The 17,342-nt window shown below is 68.3% G+C and carries 15 protein-coding genes; 8 read left to right on the top strand and 7 right to left on the bottom strand.

Features of this window, described 5'->3' with window-relative positions; genetic code table 11:
• Positions 1-81 precede the first annotated feature (81 nt).
• Positions 82-477, top strand: coding sequence for an ATP-binding protein (locus C6I20_RS15175; RefSeq protein ID WP_118397512.1), 396 nt, complete (start codon positions 82-84; stop codon positions 475-477).
• A gap of 34 nt (positions 478-511) precedes the next feature.
• Positions 512-1,348, top strand: coding sequence for a DUF5926 family protein (locus C6I20_RS15170; protein ID WP_118397509.1), 837 nt, complete (start codon positions 512-514; stop codon positions 1,346-1,348).
• A 16-nt stretch (positions 1,349-1,364) separates the two neighbouring features.
• Here C6I20_RS15170 and C6I20_RS15165 read toward each other — a convergent pair whose 3' ends face one another.
• Entirely contained in the window at positions 1,365-2,546 is a 1,182-nt protein-coding gene (locus C6I20_RS15165) for an arginine deiminase (RefSeq protein WP_118397506.1), read from the bottom strand.
• A 104-nt stretch (positions 2,547-2,650) separates the two neighbouring features.
• On the opposite strand from C6I20_RS15165, the gene C6I20_RS15160 reads away from it, so the two are divergent.
• Complete coding sequence (locus tag C6I20_RS15160; protein WP_118397503.1) at positions 2,651-3,361, top strand: HAD family phosphatase; 711 nt, start codon at positions 2,651-2,653, stop codon at positions 3,359-3,361.
• A 29-nt stretch (positions 3,362-3,390) separates the two neighbouring features.
• The gene (locus C6I20_RS15155; protein WP_118398997.1) at positions 3,391-5,844 is read left to right on the top strand and encodes a glycoside hydrolase family 65 protein; all 2,454 of its coding nucleotides are present in this window, start codon (positions 3,391-3,393) and stop codon (positions 5,842-5,844) included.
• On the opposite strand, the gene C6I20_RS15150 is transcribed toward C6I20_RS15155, so the two are convergent.
• On the bottom strand, positions 5,751-8,552 hold the full coding sequence (locus tag C6I20_RS15150; RefSeq protein WP_118397500.1) for a LuxR family transcriptional regulator: 2,802 nt from the start codon (positions 8,550-8,552) through the stop codon (positions 5,751-5,753). The genes C6I20_RS15155 and C6I20_RS15150 overlap by 94 nt on opposite strands.
• A 444-nt stretch (positions 8,553-8,996) precedes the next feature.
• On the opposite strand from C6I20_RS15150, the gene C6I20_RS15145 reads away from it, so the two are divergent.
• Together C6I20_RS15145 and C6I20_RS15140 are read left to right on the top strand one after the other, a co-directional pair.
• Positions 8,997-9,386 (top strand): hypothetical protein, encoded by a 390-nt coding sequence (locus C6I20_RS15145; protein ID WP_118397497.1) that lies wholly within the window; start codon positions 8,997-8,999, stop codon positions 9,384-9,386.
• 42 nt (positions 9,387-9,428) lie between these two features.
• Positions 9,429-10,433: an adenosine deaminase gene (locus C6I20_RS15140; RefSeq protein WP_118397494.1), complete on the top strand. Its 1,005-nt coding sequence runs from the start codon at positions 9,429-9,431 to the stop codon at positions 10,431-10,433.
• A gap of 13 nt (positions 10,434-10,446) precedes the next feature.
• Here the strand turns inward: C6I20_RS15140 and C6I20_RS15135 are convergent, their stop codons facing one another.
• A complete protein-coding gene (locus C6I20_RS15135) occupies positions 10,447-11,313 on the bottom strand; it encodes an alpha/beta fold hydrolase (RefSeq protein WP_118397491.1) in 867 nt (288 codons plus the stop codon).
• A 25-nt stretch (positions 11,314-11,338) separates the two neighbouring features.
• A complete protein-coding gene (locus C6I20_RS15130; RefSeq protein ID WP_118397488.1) occupies positions 11,339-12,955 on the bottom strand; it encodes a YegS/Rv2252/BmrU family lipid kinase in 1,617 nt (538 codons plus the stop codon).
• Positions 12,956-13,028: 73 nt separating this feature from the next.
• Between C6I20_RS15130 and serS the strand changes: the two genes are divergently transcribed.
• Both serS and C6I20_RS15120 read left to right on the top strand, forming a co-directional pair.
• On the top strand, positions 13,029-14,300 hold the full coding sequence (serS, locus tag C6I20_RS15125) for a serine--tRNA ligase (RefSeq protein ID WP_118397485.1): 1,272 nt from the start codon (positions 13,029-13,031) through the stop codon (positions 14,298-14,300).
• Positions 14,297-15,082: an HAD family hydrolase gene (locus C6I20_RS15120; protein ID WP_216822910.1), complete on the top strand. Its 786-nt coding sequence runs from the start codon at positions 14,297-14,299 to the stop codon at positions 15,080-15,082. Before serS ends, C6I20_RS15120 begins: the two co-directional genes overlap by 4 nt.
• Before the next feature lie 19 nt (positions 15,083-15,101).
• Here the strand turns inward: C6I20_RS15120 and C6I20_RS15115 are convergent, their stop codons facing one another.
• From C6I20_RS15115 to C6I20_RS15105, 3 genes are all read right to left on the bottom strand, one after another.
• A complete protein-coding gene (locus C6I20_RS15115) occupies positions 15,102-15,665 on the bottom strand; it encodes a transcription factor WhiB (RefSeq protein WP_118397482.1) in 564 nt (187 codons plus the stop codon).
• 75 nt (positions 15,666-15,740) lie between these two features.
• A complete protein-coding gene (locus tag C6I20_RS15110) occupies positions 15,741-16,244 on the bottom strand; it encodes a bacterial proteasome activator family protein (protein WP_118397479.1) in 504 nt (167 codons plus the stop codon).
• 70 nt (positions 16,245-16,314) lie between these two features.
• Positions 16,315-17,286 (bottom strand): NAD(P)H-quinone oxidoreductase, encoded by a 972-nt coding sequence (locus tag C6I20_RS15105; RefSeq protein WP_118397476.1) that lies wholly within the window; start codon positions 17,284-17,286, stop codon positions 16,315-16,317.
• Positions 17,287-17,342 lie beyond the last annotated feature (56 nt).

Here is a 17,342-nt window from a genome sequence, read left to right as displayed (position 1 = left end):
TACTTTGGACTACATGTGCGTTGCTGGCCGTCATCGTGTGGGCTGGCGTGCACCCTCATCCCCGATCGATCGGCGGTTGTCATGAAGGCTCATGACACGATCCGTCTGCCCTTCGTGGCCTCGACCCGGGGGGTCGCCCGCACCCGACTCGCCGCCTTCCTGACCGTCAACCGAGCATCCGACGAGGTCGTCGACGACGCCCTGATCGTGATCAGCGAGATGATCGCCAACGCGGTCAGCCACGGCGTCCCGACGTCGGACGGGACGATCGAGATCTCCTGGTCGATCAGCGGCACGCTACTCGAGCTGAGCGTCTACGACGCGGGCGTCGGCGCATCGCTCAAGCCGATCGACTTCGACGAGGACTCACTCAGCGGCCGCGGCCTGTCGATCATCAACCGGGTTGCAGATCGTTGGTGGGTCGACATGTCCAAGGGCACCCGCGTCAACGCCGAGCTCGGTCTCAGCCCCCACTGAGCGGACCGGTCCGCTCGGCATAGACTCCCCCGTCATGGGCAAGAAGTCGCGAATCAAGAACAAGGCCGCCAAGAAGGAGCGCATGCCCTATGTGGCACGCACCTTCGAAGGGCTCCCGCACGAGGCCGACTGGATCGCCCTGCGCGAGTTCGTCCCCTCCGCCACCGCGGTCATCCAGCTCGCGTCAGGCCGCTCCGTTCGGATCTGCTCGTTGCTGCCGGGCAACGGCGCCGGCATTGTGCGCCCCGACGGCGAGATCTGGGTCGGTCTGCAGGTCGCCCACAACTTCGGCGACATCAGTCGCGACCTTGCGTACGTCGTCGAGACGGCGCTCGAGCTCGAGCCCGGCCAGCCCGTGCCGATGGGTGATCCCGGTGTGGGACCCCGCCTGCAGGACCTGATCGACCCGTCCAGCGGATTCGAGGTCGAGGTGCACCAGGGCTTCGACTACTGGGTTGAAGGCACTGAGGAACGTCCCGAGACCGCCGATCTGCTCGCCGAGGCCAATGACACGGTCGCCCCGACGGTGCGTCTGGAGTCGGTCGAGTCGGCGTACTGGACCGAGATGGGTCCGCAGCGATTCCTGCGCTGGGTCATGACCGAGGACGAGACTCCGTTGCTGGATGCACTGGCCCGGTTGCGAGTGCGTGGTGAGGACACCCTGGGAGACGGGACCAAGCTGATCGGGCACTTCCGTGGACACGGCCGGCTGGTGCCGGTGTGGGAGTTCGAGGTCGACGCGGCAGCACTGGAGGAGCCGGCGCGGGCGTTCCGCTCCCGGCTCGATGTGGCGCTGGCGGACGACAGCCCCTTGACCACTGAGGAGCGCTCGGCCCGCAACTCGATCGTCAGCCGTCAGGTCACGATCTGACCTGACGGGTCGACGATCAGTCGCGCTCCATCGGGCACGACATGCAGCGCGGTCCGCCGCGGCCCGAGCCGAGCTCGGAACCGCTGATTGCCACGACCTCGATGCCGTGCTCCTCGAGCCGGGCGTTGGTCTGCACGTTGCGCTCGTACGCCACCGCCAGTCGCGGACCAATCGCCAACGTGTTGTTCCCGTCGTCCCACTGCTCCCGCTCGGCCGTGACGGGATCCAGGCCCGTGTCGATCTGGTGCAACGTCTCGATGCCCATGGCCTCGGCAGCCGCGGTGAAGAACGACCGCTCGGGTGCGACGACGAGCTGGTCGCCCTCGAGGGTGACGGCGTGGGCGCGCAGGGTGTCGGCCATGTTGGGGTACATCACCACGGTGTCGACGTCGACCATCGTCACGATCGTGTCGAGGTGCATCGTGGCGCGCTCCTGCGCGATCGGCACCGCGAGCACGGTGTGCGCGAGTCCATCGGTGAGTGACTGCCGGGCGAAGCGCTCGAAGCCGGCCGGCGTGGTGCGTTCACCGACTCCCACCGCGATCGTGCCCGGGGCCATCAGCAGGACGTCCCCACCCTCGACGTGCTCGAGGTGGGCGCCGTGCACCCGCGGCACGTCCGCGAAGCGGGGATGGTGCTCGTAGATCAGCCCGGTGAGCTGGGTCTCTCGGGCCCGTGCCGGCATCGCGAGGCTCGTGACCGCGACGTGACCGCGCAGCCACACCGACGAGTCGCGGGTGAACAACAGGTTGGGGAGCGGCTCGATGAGGAAGTCCTCGCGGGGCAGCAAGCTCGTGACGATGCTGCGGAAGCTCTTGACCTCGTCATTGCGCAGGCCCGCCGTCAGGGTGTGCGCCAGCACGTCCGGGGCCAGGTCGGTCATGACTCGACGCAGGTGGTCGCGGAGGCCGTCGCCGAGCCGCAGGCTCGCGGTGGTGCCATCGATGATCGAGGCCCTGGCCTCCGGATCGGAGAGTGTCTCGACCAGTAGGTCCACGAGGTAGAGCACCTCGACGTCGCGGTCGCGCAGTGCCTGGGCGAAGGCGTCGTGCTCCTCCTGGGCGCGGCCGAGCCACGGGATGCCGTCGAACAGCAACTGGTCGTTGTTGCGCGGTGTCAACCGACCGAGCTCGGGCCCCGGCCGGTGCAGCATGACTGTCCGCAACCGACCGACTTCGCTGTCCGCTCCACGTGTCATGCCCCCACCCTAGAGAGTCGGTGGCCCACGGGTGATGAGGTTCACGTGCCCTCACCCCCGCCTTTGCTTAACGCTGCGACCCGGGTCGGGCATACCCTCGACGAGTGGATTGGAATGACTACGACGCTGCCCTGTTCGACCTTGACGGAGTCATCACGCCGACGGCCGAGGTGCACATGCGCGCCTGGGCCCAGATGTTCGGTGACTTCCTGCGCGGACGGGGGATCAGTGATCCGTACACCGATGACGACTACTACCGCTTCGTCGACGGCAAGCCCCGCTACGACGGCGTGCGGTCATTTCTGGAGAGCCGCGACATCGAGCTCCCCGAGGGTGACCCGAGCGACGACGAGTCAGCCGAGACCGTCTCGGGTCTTGGCAACCGCAAGAACGCCGACTTCGAGCAGATCCTCCTGACCGAGGGCGTCACGGCCTATCCGGGCTCCGTGGCCCTGATCGATGCGCTCGAGCGGCGCGGCACCAAGATGGCGATCGTGTCGAGTTCGCGCAACGCCGCAGCCGTGCTCGAGGCGGCCGGTCTGCGGGAGCACTTCCCGGTCATCGTGAGCGGCAAGGAGGCCGCCGAGCGCGGCCTGGCCGGCAAGCCCGCCCCGGACACGTTCCTGGACGCGGCGCAGCAGCTCGGAGTCAGCAAGGAGCGGGCGGTCGTGTTCGAGGATGCGCTGTCCGGCGTGCAGGCCGGGGCGGCCGGAGACTTCGGTCTGGTCATCGGCGTGGACCGCGGCGTCGGTGCCGACGCCCTCACCGAGCACGGCGCCGATGTCGTGGTCGACGATCTGGAGGAGTTGGCGTGACCGGCCCGTCGCACATCGCACCGGAGGTCATGGACTTCCTGGACCGCTCGCGCTACCCCGTCGACGAGTGGGCGTTGGTCGAGAGCCACATCAACAACGACGACCTCGGCGCGACCGAGACGCTGTTCTCGGTCGGCAACGGGTACATCGGCCTGCGCGGCAACGTCGAGGAGGGCCGCGACTCGCACTCGCACGGCACCTTTGTCAACGGCTTCCACGAGACCTGGCCGATCCAGCACGCCGAGGAAGCCTTCGGCTTCGCCCGGGTCGGTCAGACGATCGTCAACGCCCCCGACGCCAAGGTCATCCGGCTCTACGTCGACGACGAACCCCTGCTGCTACCGATCGCCGACCTGGTGGAGTACGACCGCCGGGTCGACTTCCGGGCCGGTTTCATGGCCCGCGACATCCTGTGGCGTACGCCCAGCGGCAAGCGGGTACGGATCCGGTCCCGGCGGATGGTCTCGTTCACGCAGCGGCACCTCGCTGTGCTGACGTTCGAGGTCACCCTCCTCGACGACACCGCGCCGGTGGCGATCTCCTCGCAGGTGCTGAACCGTCAGGACGGCGAGGACGAGTACCACGTGCGGTCCAAGTCGATGGGCGAAGGAGTCGACCCGCGCAAGGCCAGCAGCATGCGGCACCGGGTCCTGATCCCGCAGAGCAACTCCGGCGATGCCGCGGACGGCCGGGTCGCGCTGGGCTACCAGTGCGCCGAGAGTGGCATGACGATCGGCGTCGTGGCCGATCACGATCTCGAGACGGCCAACCGTTTCACGACGCACGTCCAGACGGGCGACGACCTCGCCAAGATCACCTACCGGATCGCGGCGGAGGCGGGCCAGCCGATCACGCTGACCAAGCTCGTCAGCTATCACACCTCTCGGGGCGTTCCGTCCCGCGAGCTGCTCGACCGGTGCCGGCGGACCCTCGACCGGGCCCGCGTCGAGGGACTGGACCAGCAGTTCGCGGACCAGCGTGCCTGGCTCGACGACTTCTGGACCAGGTCGGACGTGGAGGTCCCTGGCCAGCCCGAGGTCCAGCAGGCCTTGCGCTGGAACCTGTTCCAGATCGCCCAGGCTTCGGCCCGCGCCGAAGGCACCGGCATCGCGGCCAAGGGTGTGACGGGATCGGGCTACGGGGGTCACTACTTCTGGGACACCGAGGTCTACGTCCTGCCGTTCCTGACCTACACGACTCCGCGCGCGGCGCGCAACGCCCTGCGATTCCGTTACACGTTGCTCGACTGCGCACGCAAGCGCGCCAAGCAGCTGGCCCAGCACGGCGCACTGTTCCCCTGGCGCACGATCAACGGCGAGGAGGCCTCGGCCTACTACGCGGCGGGCACGGCGCAGTATCACATCGACGCCGACATCTCGTACGCGTTGAGCCAGTACCTCGCCGCCACGGGTGACATCGACTTCCTGACCCGCGAGGCCATCGATGTGCTCGTCGAGACGGCCCGGATGTGGGTCGATCTCGGTTTCTGGCGTAGCGAGGAAGATGGCACCTTCCATATCCATGGCGTGACGGGCCCGGACGAGTACACGACGGTCGTCAACGACAACCTGTTCACCAACGTCATGGCGCGGTTCAACCTGCGCCGAGCCGCCGAGGCCGTGCGTGATCTGGCGATCCGAGACGGCGTCGAGTACGACCAGGTCGTCCGACGCCTCGATCTCGACGAGCGCGAGGTCGCCGACTGGGAGCGTGCCGCGAACGACATGGCGATCCCGTACGACGAGCACATGGGGGTCCATCCCCAGGATCAGCACTTCCTTGAGCGGGAGGTGTGGGACCTGGCCAACACCCCGCTGGACAAGCGGCCGCTGCTCCTGCACTACCACCCGCTGGTGATCTACCGGTTCCAGGTGCTCAAGCAGGCCGATGTCGTGCTGGCGCTGTTCCTGCAGGGCAATCACTTCACGCCTGAGGAGAAGCGCGCCGACTTCGACTACTACGACCCGATCACGACGGGCGACTCGACACTGTCCGCCGTCGTCCAGTCGATCATCGCGGCCGAGGTCGGCTATCACGGCCTCGCGCTGCGCTACTTCCTCTCCGCACTGTTCGTGGACCTTGCCGACCGGCACCACAACACCGCCGATGGCGTCCATGTGGCGTCGACGGGTGGCGTGTGGAGTGCGCTGGTCAACGGCTTCGGTGGATTCCGGGACTACAACGGGGTCTTCACCCTGGATCCCCGGCTTCCCGAGGAGTGGGACTCACTGATCTTCCGGGTCACCCTGCTCGGCACCCGAGTCCGCGTCTCGGTCCGGCCCGGTGAGGTCGAGCTGTGCGTCGAGGAGGGCAAGGGCGCCACGATCGTGGTGCGTGACCAGGAGGTCACGGTGCTGCCGGGAGATCCGGTCGTGGTTCCGCTCGACGGTCAGGGACCACGTCTGGAGGGCGAGCCCGAGCCCGTCCCGGGCCGGCGCAGGGGTGACGGCACGATCATCGCGGCGATCGTCCCCGGCACCTGACCGCCGCCATTGTCGGCGGGGCGAACGGGTGGGCGTGCGTGCGTGACCTCATCCCGCGGGAGCGAGCCGCTGAGCAGGGCCACGAGCTCGGTGCGTGACCGCACCCCGAGCGTCCGGTACATGTGCGTCAGCCGGAGCTCGACGGTCCGCACCGATACGTAGATCTCGTCGGCGATCTGCTTGGTGCGCAGGCCGAGCATGACCCGCTTGGCGACCTCCTGCTCGTCCGAGGTCAGCCGGTCCAGCAGGGTTCTCTCGCCGGCACGGCCGATCGCCGCCTCAGGTCGGGCGGTGTGACCGGCCCACGAGTCTGCACCGGCGGCCTCGAACGCGGTGAGGGCGGCCAGCCGGGTCTGTCGTCCGTCGCCGGGTCTGCCGAGAGCGTCCTGCCGGTCGGCGAAGCACAGCAGCGTGCGGCCCAGCTCGTAGGGCAGCTCGGCATGGTCGAACATGCGGACGGCATCGGCGAAGAGACCGAGCGAGCGCGGCCCCTCCTGCGCGAGAGCGCGGCAACGGGCGAGGGCCAGCGCACCCCATCGTGAGTTGTGCACAGCGAGTCGGCGCTCGAGCGCGGAGACTGCGGCCGCTGCCTCCTGGTTGCGGTCGGTCAGGACGCACGCCTCGACGTAGTCGGCCCAGTGGCGCAGCAGCGTGGGATTGCGGAAGCGCCGTGAGAGTGTGCTGACGTGACGTAGGTCCGTGACAGCCTGCTCGGGGTCGCCGATCAACAGATCCATCGCCCCACGCAGTGCGTACGCGCGGGCACGCACGGCCTGGGTGGATTCCTTGGAGGCCCGGTCCAGGACCGTGTCGATCAGGGTCGCGGCCGCGTCGGTCTCACCGAGCGAGTAGTGGCGCCAGGCCCGGATCAGGGCATGCATGGCGCTGCCGCGGTTGATCCACGGCGAGGACTGTCCCCAGGCGTCGATGGCGGTGCGTGCAAGCCGGAACATGCCGGCGTCGATCTCGTTGCCGATCGCGGCGTAGGTCGCCAGATCGGTCCAGATGCGATCCCGTGCGTCGGGGTGGTTGATCACCAGAGCAAAGACGTCGCGGGCGTCGGCGTATCGCTCGCGCCAAGTCAGCGCGCGGCCCTGCATCAGCAGCAGGTCCGGGGGCGAGGGGGCGGTCCTGGCGAGGGTGACCGACGTGCACTGTCCCTTGCGACCGGCCGAGCCGTCGAGAGCGTCGAGGATCTCCGACATCGCGCGGATCTTCTCTCGGGTGGTCTCGCTGACGTTGGGGAGGTGGTCCTGGACCGAGCCGAAGAGCCTGCGCGCCTCGTCGACCTCCCACCGTTCTGCGCGGTAGAACGTGGCCAGGGTCAGCAGGTTCGACGCGCCATCCTGATCGGCCTGGGAGTGGAACGCGGCGATGGCCTTGGCCTCTTCGTCGACCAGCATCTGGCGATCGATCATCTGGGCGGTGAGCTTGAGGGCGGCCAGGTCCATGGACTGCTTGGGCGCGGAGGGCTGCGGTCGGGCCCGGGCGCTGTACCGCGCTGCCAGGCTGACCTCACCCGTCAGGATCAGGTGCGAGCACAGCCGGATCAGCGACTCGGCGTGGTCCTCGATGTTGGGTGCGCGGCTCAGGGCGTGCTCGGTGAACTCGACGGCCGAGCCGATCCAGCGGCGGCGCACGAGCCAGATGGCCGATGCGAGCACCGCCTCGACCTGATCGGTGTCGATGGTCCCGAAGCTCGCGTGCCACGCCGCGAGGTGGGGATCCACGCCGACCGCCGCAGCGGCGAGCTCGACGTGCTGTTGACGACGCACACAGGCACGCTGACTCCAGTAGAGCCGGATCCTGAGTCGGGAGTCGGCAAGCCGGACGTACGGCCCGCTCTGCAGCAGCACCGAGGAGTCGACCAGGTCCTCGATCACGTCGGCGGCGTCCGGGTGCACGCAGCCCAGAACGGCGACATGGGACACCGGCGAGAGCGCGATCGCGTCCAGCACGATCCGAGCCACGGGGTCGTCCTCGGCGGCTATGCGGGGACTGACGCGGGCGACGGTCGGAGTGGATCGGGGTGGGAGGGTCAGCCAGGCTGTCCCGGTCAGCTGGTCGGGCTGCAGGAGCGGCAGCTGCTCGCACAGAATCTGGGGGTTGCCGCGCACGTAGCGGGCCATGATGCGCATCGATGACTCATCGGCCGCCGGCTCGTGCCGCCGCACGATGCCGACGGTGACGTCGGGGGGCATGGGGGCCAGGTGGACGACCGGCAGCGTGCTCAGCGGACCGGCAGGATTGATCGTGGTCGCGGTGAGAGCCAGCCGCACGCCGGTGTCGTGGAGACGCCCGGCCATCATCCCGATGACGGCCTGGCTGGCGGTGTCCATGGCATCGATGTCGTCGACGAGCGCGAGAATCGGCGACAGGTTGAGCCCCCGTAGGGCTGTCAAAAAGCCCTGGGCTGCGGCGAACAGCTCGCTTGGCTCCTCGGACTTCAGCGAGAACTCCTGGGCGAAGTTCGACGAGTGGTCACCCCTGACTGCGTCGAACAACGCAGCGAAGCCAGCCAGGGGCAATCCGGACTCTCCCGGGTTCGCGCGCACCAGGACGGTGTGGGCGAGCGGTTCGTGCAGCACGGAGTTGAGCACGTGACTCTTGCCCAGCCCGGACTCGCCCATGATCAACAGGGCGCTCTCGTCCGAGCGGGTCAGGGCGGTCGTTCTCGCGATCGCCTCGGAAAAGCTGGTGAACTCCATGCTTTGGCTTTCGGTGGACGGACGTCGCGGCTCACGCGACGTCCGTATGTTCCGCGCTCCCTGCGCGATGATGCACTCCCTTGACAACCCGAGGAATGTGGATCGGGTCGTCTTGACCTCGATGTGCCGAAGCCTTCACTCCGGTATAGCACCGATTTCCGGCGCCGTCCTGAGGATCTGCGATACCTGCCTACCGTCATGGAGAGCAGCGAGAGACGGGCCTATGACGAGCTATGCCAATATTCGATCGGCGACCGAATCCGGCTCGCGTGCCCTCCGGGTGCCATCGGATCCGTCGTCGCCGCGTGGGATCGCGGCAGTTTCGGGCACTGACCTGCACCGATGCGACTGTCTCTGTCACGCTGTGGGACTGGATCAGTTCTGGATTCACCGTGTGGGTGCCGCTGAGCCATGAAAAAGTCATCACGATCGAAAGGCAGCACCATGATCACCGTGATGTGGAAGAGCTCCGTCGGCGAGAGCGGCGAAGCCGTGCTCGACGTCGATGAAAAATGGACGTTCGGACGAGCTGGAGGGGTCGAGGACCTCACGGTTGCCGTCGACGATCCTTCGGTCAGCCGCACGGCGCTGGTGATTCGCGACTCGGGACCGGGACCAGTGGTGTTCCGAGGCCAGATCGACAACGGCGCCAAGGTCGCGCTGGTCAGCCTCATCGGCTCGACGACGTGGCTCGAGGAGGGCACTGCGGGCAACCTGACCGCCGAGGAGAACCGAGTCGAGTTCTCGATCAACGGCGAGGTCCTGCTGACCGTCGACGTGGAGTTCGACGATCGCGGGACGGTCGTCCAGCGGCAGCAGAGCGTGGAGGCCTGAGCCTGCGTGCCTCAGACGGCGCCGGCTCGATACCCTCGCGAGATGTCGTTCATCTCTGAGCTGCCCAAGGCAGAGCTTCACGTCCACCACGTTGGTTCAGCGTCGCCGCACACCGTTGCCGAGCTCGCCTCCCGGTACGAGGGGCAGACCACGGTGCCGAGCGATCCGGACCTGCTGGCGGACTACTTCACCTTCACCGACTTCGGGCACTTCATCGAGGTCTATCTCTCCGTCGTCGACCTGATCCGTACGCCCGAGGACGTGTGGACGCTGACCTATGACGTGGCACGTGATCTCGCGGCGCAGAACGTGCGCTACGCGGAGCTGACGATGACGCCGTACACCTCGATCCTGGCCGGGATCTCGGCCGAGGCGTACTGCGAGGCCATCGAGGACGCTCGACGCCGGGCCGAGGCGGAGCTCGGCATCACGCTGCAGTGGTGCTTCGACATCCCCGGTGAGTTCGGCATTCCCGGTGCAGATGTCACGCTCGACACCGCGCTGCGGTTGCGGCCCGACGGGCTCGTGAGCTTCGGTCTGGGTGGCCCCGAGGTCGGCGTGCCGCGTCCGCAGTTCGCCCCACACTTCGAGCAGGCGATCGCTGCCGGCCTTCGCAGCGTCCCGCACGCCGGCGAGTCGACCGGTCCGCAGACGATCTGGGACGCGATCAACCATCTCGGCGCCGAGCGCATCGGGCACGGCATCGCCGCGGCCCAGGATCCAACGCTGATGCACTACCTCGCCGAGCGGCAGATCACCCTGGAGGTGTGCCCCACCTCCAACGTCTGCACGCAGTCGGTGCCGTCGATGGCCGAGCACCCGCTGCCCCAGCTCGTCGCGGCCGGGGTGCCGATCACGATCAACTCTGACGACCCTCCGATGTTCGCGACGACCCTCAACCATGAGTACGAGGTTGCCGCCGACCTGCTGGGGCTCAACGACGCCGGCGTGGCCGATCTGGCCCGAGGCGCCGTGCGGGCCTCGTTCGCGGCCGACGCCACCAAGACCACGATCCTCGCCGAGATCGACGCCCACGTCGCAGGCTGACGCCCGCGGACGGTCAGCCGGCGATGAAGGAGCGGACCTGCTCGGCGATTGCGGGAGCCTGGTCTTCTTGCAGAAAGTGCTTCCCCGGCAGGCGGACGATCGAGTCGACCCCGGCCGCGCGCCGGGCCTGCTCGCCCGCCGTCGCGAGCTTCAGCGCCGGGTCCTGCGCGCCCCACACGACCTGCACCGGGAACCGGCCGCTGCCGAGGAGCTCGACGTACTGGTCGCGCTTGGCCCGGGTGAGCTCGAAGCCGCGCATGATCTGCAGGAACGCTCGGCCGCCGTCCTCGCGCTTGAGCAGGTCGACGTACGCCCCGAACTCGTCCTTGGTCACGGCGGACATGTCGGCGACGCCCTGCATCCGCATCAGCAGCCGGAACAGCGGCTTGGTGAGTCCGCGCAGGTAGACCTCGCCGACACCGCGATGGGCGAATGGCTCCATCGACCAGGGGCGGTGGAACGTGTCGACCTCGACCAGCGTGTTGAGGACCGTCATGGACGCGACGCGGTCGGCCAGGGCGCCGGCGAGCTCGAAGCCGACGGGTCCGCCGACGTCGTGCACGACGAGATGGACCTGCCCGGTGATTCCCAGAGCGTCGACCGCCTCGGCCGCGAACGCCCCGAGCCCGGTCCAGGAGTAGTCGAAGCCGCGGGGGCGGTCAGCCAGGCCAAGGCCGGGCAGGTCGAAGGCGACACCTCGCAGGCCGCGGGCCGCGAGCTCAGGCACGACCTTGCGATAGAGGAACGACGAGGCCGGGACGCCGTGCATGCACACCACGGTCGGTCCGATTCCCTGGTCGAGGGCGAAGCTGTCGAGGCCTGCCGCGGTGAAACGCCGGCCGGAACGTTCGTGGGCAGCAACGACCGCTGTCGTGCTCATGGTGTCTCCGTCATGGGGGTCGGGATCAGATCGCTGCGGCCGGTGCGGGTGCCAGCGGCACGCGGACCAGCAGGACGCCGGGCTGGACTTCGGCGGTGATTTCCATGCCGTCGCCGACGGGATCGCCGTCGAGCTGCATCGGCATGGCCTTCTCGGCCGTGATGTGCACCTTGCGGCCGGTCAGCCGGTCGAGCCGTTCGTTGGTGCGCTTCTGTCGACCGATGACCCGCACGATGATCGCGAGCCACCCGATGAATCGCTTGGGCGCGATCACGACGACGTCCAGCAGTCCGTCGTCGATCTCGGCGTCCGGCAGCAGCGGGATGCCACCCTGCAGGAAGCCGACGTTGCCGACCACGACGGTGCGCGCGCGGAACTTCTTGGGCTCGCCGTCGTCGACCGAGATCTGGACCTTCATCGCGGGGAAGCGTGCCGCCTTGACCCCGCTGACGAAGTACGCCAGCCAGCCCACCTTGCTCTTGAGCTGGTCGTTGACGCCGGTCATGATCGCGGCGTCCATGCCGAGCCCGGCCATGACGAGGAATGTCGTGTCCGTGCCGGAGTCGGTGTGCAGCGTGGAGAGGTCGATCGCCCGGTCCTGGCCGCCGAACACCACGTCGAGCGCATCGCGGGTGTTGAGCGGGATCGACAGGTTGCGAGCCAGCAGGTTGCCGGTGCCGTGCGGCAGGATGCCGACCGCGACCCCGGTGCGAGCCAGCTCTTCGCAGACCGCGCGCACCGTGCCGTCTCCGCCGGCCGCGACGATCAGGTCGACGCCCTCGTGCAGGGCGGCGGCCGCCTGACCGTGGCCGGGGTCCTCAATGGTCGTCTCGTACCAGCTGGGCTCGCCCCAGCCGTCGCGCATTGCGACGAGACGGACCCTGGCCTTGAACTCGTCGATGTCGCCGACCTTGGCCGGGTTGAGGATCACGGCAGCCCGTTTGCGGCCCGTGCCGGTCAGTGCGGCGAGCTCGTGCGGCAGGCGGGCTGCGTCGGTCACCAGCAGGATCCACAGGCCGAGGGCGACGACGACGCCGAAGCTCAGCCCCGCAACCACATCGCTGAGGTAGTGCACGCCGAGATAGATGCGACTCGCGCCGACGCCGATTGCGAGCAGGGCCAGGACCGACACGATGACCCGACGGCGCAGGCCGCGACCGGTCAGCACGATCGTCACCAGGATTGCCACGGTGAAGAACATTCCGGCGCCGGCGGAGTGTCCGCTCGGGAAGGAGTAGCCACCGATCTCGTGCAGGGGGGTGTCGAAGACCGGACGCTGCCGGTCGAAGGCCAGCTTGATCAGCGCATTGCCGATGATCGCGACGGCGGCGCTTGCGACGATCCAGATCGCGACCCGTCGCTCGCGGCGCCACAGGGCGTAGGCCGCAAGCAGCGCCAGCGCGATGGCGCAGCCCAGGTTGCTGAAGACCACCGCCACGACGTCGAGGAAGGTGACGAGGCCGTCGTGCCGGGCGCTGAAAGCGTAGGCGTTCTGGGCAACGTCCTGGTCCAGCGAGGTGATCGCGTCGAGCTTGAAGCCGACCGAGACCGCGAGGATCGCGAACAGGGCAGCCGGTATGGCCAGGACCCACAGGAGGATCGAGGGTCGGGCGGGCGCAGCACGGCGCAGGTCGAACGACACGGCTTCCTCCTCAGGGGTCGATCAACTCTAGTCGACCGATCTGGGACCGCGAGCCGGGCGATAGGCTGAAGCCGTGATCGACCCGAGAATCTTGCGAGACGACCCTGACGCCGTGCGCGCCGCCCAGCAACGCCGAGGTGAGTCGACCGACATCGTCGACGAACTCATCGCCGCGGACGAGCAGCGACGGTCCACGATCTCGGCGTACGAAGCCGTGCGTGGCGAGCAGAAGAACCTCGGCAAGCTGATCCCCCAGGCGCAGGGCGAGGAGAAGCAGCAGCTGCTGGCCCGCACCAAGGAGCTCAGCCAGCAAGTCAAGGACGCCGAGGCCGCTCAGGTCGAGGCAGCGGACACGTTCGAGCGGCTCATGAAGACGCTTCCCAACCTCGCATCGGCGGACGCGCCGCAGGGTGGCGAGGACAACTTCGTCGTGCTGGACACCGTCGGCACACCCCGTGACTTCGCCGCCGAGGGATTTGAGCCGCGCGACCACCTCGAGCTCGGCCAGATGCTCGGTGCGATCGACACCGAGCGCGGTGCCAAGGTCAGCGGCGCCCGCTTCTACTTCCTGACCGGTGTCGGTGCACAGCTCGAGCTCGCGCTGACCCAGCTCGCGATGAGCAAGGCCGCCGCGTGGGGCTTCACGCCGATGATTCCGCCGGCCCTCGTCAACGAGCGCGCGATGGAGGGCACGGGATTCCTCGGCCAGGCGGCCGACGATGTCTACCACCTCGAGAAGGACGGCCTCTACCTCGTGGGCACCTCCGAGGTGCCGATGGCGGCCTATCACTCGGACGAGATCCTCGACGCCGCTTCACTGCCGCGCCGCTACGCCGCGTTCAGCCCGTGCTTCCGCCGCGAGGCCGGGTCGTACGGCAAGGACACCCGCGGGATCTTCCGCGTGCACTGGTTCGACAAGGTCGAGATGTTCGTCTACACGACGATCGAAGAGGCAGCCGCCGAGCACGAACGCATCCTCGGCTGGGAGCGGGCCTGGCTGGACGCCCTCGAGCTGCCGTACCGCGTCATCGACGTGGCCTCGGGCGACCTCGGGCTCTCGGCGATCCGCAAGTTCGACTGCGAGGCCTGGATCCCCACGCAGGGCAAGTACCGCGAGGTGTCCTCGGCGTCCAACTGCACCGAGTTCCAGTCGCGCCGACTCGACATCCGGGTGCGTGGCGACGAAGGCACCTCGCCGGCGGCGACGCTCAACGGCACGCTGTGCGCCATGACCCGCACGATCATCGCGCTGCTGGAGAACGGGCAGCAGGCCGATGGCTCGGTCCGTCTCCCCGCCGCTCTGCATCCATTGCTCGGCGAGGTCCTGAGGCCGATCGCATCGTGACCTGGCGCCCGCGGCTCATCGCACTCGACGTCGACGGCACGATCGTCGACGGCGACAACGTCATGTCGACAGCCGTGCGCGACGTGGTCCACGCGGCGCGCGACGCCGGCATCGAGACGGTCATCGCGACGGGTCGCGGGGTCCCCGGTGTCATGGACGTCGTCGCCAACCTCGGCTTCACCCAGGGCTACGCCGTCGCGAGCAACGGCGCCGTGACGATGCGCTACGACCCGGACGTCGAGCTGCTCGACGTCGTGACCTTCGACGCCAGCGAGGCGGTCCGTCGTGTTCTGGAGCACATGCCGGACGCTCTCGTCGCGGTCGAGGAGGTCGGAGTGGGATTTCGGCTCAACAAGCCGTTCCCCGACAACGAGATCAGCGGTCAGTTCGTGGTCGAAGACGTCGAGTCACTGATCTCCGAGCCCGTGGCTCGCGTCGTGATCCGTTCGGCCGACCACACGCCCGATGAGTTCACCGCGATCGTCAAGGACCTCGGGCTGATCGGCACCAACTACTACATCGGCTACTCGGCGTGGCTCGATCTTGCGCCCGAGGGCGTCTCGAAGGCGTCCGGGCTGGAGTTCCTGTGCGCCAAGCTCGGCATCGCGCAGTCCGAGGTGCTGGCCGTCGGCGACGGCAACAACGACCTGGAGATGCTGCGCTGGGCGGGTCGCGGCGTCGCGATGGGTCAGGCGCCGGACTCGCTCAAGGCCGCTGCCGATGATGTGACCGGCTCGATCGACGTCGACGGCCTGGTCGCCGAGCTCAGCAAGTACGTCTAGCCGAGCCCGGCGGTGCTGCTCAGGCGACCCGGCTGGACTCCAGCTCGTCGAAGCAGTCCAGCACGGCGTCGATGCTGGGCAGCGTGGGTGTCGACACGCGGGGCTGCATCGCCTGGTCCTGCTTCTGCTCGCGTGCGCGGCGCAGGTGGCGCTTGACCGTCGAGGTCGAGCAGCCCAGGCGTTCGGCGAGCTGGTGGCAGGTGTCCTTGGGGTACGCGTGGCGCACCGTCATGACGGACTCGTGGCTGACCGGGCCTCCACCGACCCGAGCTGCGCCATAGGGCACCGAGCTGGGTTGCTGGATCACGATGCCGAGCCGGTGGCGGATCTGCTGCCGATCGATCTCGGTCGTGCAGGCGGCGTAGCCCGACACGTCGACCTCGACGACGGCCCGATAGAGGCAGTCGATCATGAGTGGGCACCCGGCGCACTGTCGGTGCACGGCGGCGCGCTTGACGGCCAGCTGCTCCCACTCGGCGGCGGTGATGTCGGTCCGCGCCGGGGGCGAGTGCAGCAGCTCGTCGTGAAAGACCTCCGGCGTGGTTGCGCACGGAGGTGTTGTCTTGTCGACCACGATGGTCATGGGCTCCCTCTTTCCCATCGAGAGCCATGACCGACGACACTCCTGCGTCAGTCCTAGCTCACAGTGAGGTCAACTCTAGAGGTACATGCCCCCTGAGCCACTGTTTTCGCCCGAAGTAGTCGAATCGTCACCTTTGACGTCGTTTGGACCCGGTAGAGCCAGTCGCATGTTCTGGAACTGCGACTGGGCCTGGACCTGCTGGGCGTAGAGCGCGGCCTGGATGCCGTGGAACAGGCCCTCGAGCCACCCCACGAGCTGCGCCTGGGCGATGCGCAGCTCGCCCTCGCTCGGGGTCTCGCCGTCGAATGGGAGGCTCAGCCGCTCGAGCTCGTCGACCAGCTCGGGGGCCAGTCCGTCCTCGAGCTCCTTGATCGACTGCAGGTGGATGTCGCGGAGTCTCGCCCGGCTCGCCTCGTCGAGCGGAGCGGCCTTGACCTCCTCGAGCAGCTGCCGGACCATTCCGCCGATGCGCATGACCTTGGCGGGCTGCTCGACGAGGTCGCCCAGCGATGTCCCTGCCAACGGCGGGGGGGCGGCCTGACCGTCGGTTCCGATGATCTCCGGCTGCTGCTCAGTCATGGCCAGAGCCTAGCCGCGCAGACTCGCCCCAGCATCGACTGCGGTTCGAAAGCGACGCGTACGTGCGTGATCAGGTCGTGAGCAGGACCTTGCCGCTGTGGCTGGAGTCCTCCAGCACCTGGTGGGCGAGCCGGACGTCTTCCAGCGGATAGGTCGCGTGCGTGACCGGCCGGACCGTGCCGTCGGAGATCAACGGCCAGACCTGGGCGACCATCGCCGACACGATCGCCGACTTCTCCGCCGACGGGCGTGCCCGCAGCGTCGTGGCCATCACGGCAGCGCGCTTGACCATCAGCGCGCCGAGGTTGATCTCGGCCTTGACGCCGCCCTGCATCCCGATCACGACGAGCCGGCCTGCGGTCGCGAGCGCTGACACGTTGGCCTCGAAGTACTTCGCGCCGATGATGTCGAGGATGACGTCAGCCTGGACATTGGCCCGCTTCATCTCCTCGGCGAAGTCGTGCTTGGTGTAGTCGATCGTCATGTCGGCCCCGAGCGCGCGACAGAAATCGGCCTTCTCAGGCGACCCGACCGTGACGATGACGCGTGCTCCGAAAGCCTTGCCCAGCTGGATCGCCATGGTTCCGATCCCACTGGCACCGCCGTGCACCAGCAAGGTCTCGCCGTGCTGGAGCTTGCCCATCATGAAGACGTTGGACCACACCGTGCAGGCCACCTCCATGAGCCCGCCCGCATCGACGAGGGAGACACCCAAGGGGACCGTTGCGACCTGGCCCGCGGGCACTGCGACGTACTCCGCGTAACCGCCGCCGGCCAGCAGAGCGCAGACGTGCGTGCCGGGTGGCAGGTCAGTGACGCCCTCGCCGACCGCGACGATGTCGCCCGAGCACTCGAGTCCGAGTACGTCGGTGACGCCCTCGGGCGGCGGATAGAAGCCGCGACGCTGCAGCAGGTCCGAGCGATTGATCCCGGCCGCAGTGACGCGGATCAGGACCTCACCGGGGCCGGGCACGGGCTGGGGGCGGTCGACGACGACGAGGGCGTTGACCCCGCCGGGGTCGGGAGCAATCACGGCACGCATCCCCGCAGGCTAGCGGTCCGGCGGGCCGTGGCCCCCCACAGTCCTACGATTCGGTC

Source organism: Aeromicrobium sp. A1-2 (genome assembly GCF_003443875.1).
In the GTDB taxonomy this organism is placed as follows: domain Bacteria; phylum Actinomycetota; class Actinomycetes; order Propionibacteriales; family Nocardioidaceae; genus Aeromicrobium.
The sequence above is the reverse complement of the archived record's forward strand: the minus strand, read 5'-3'. Positions and strand labels throughout refer to the sequence as shown.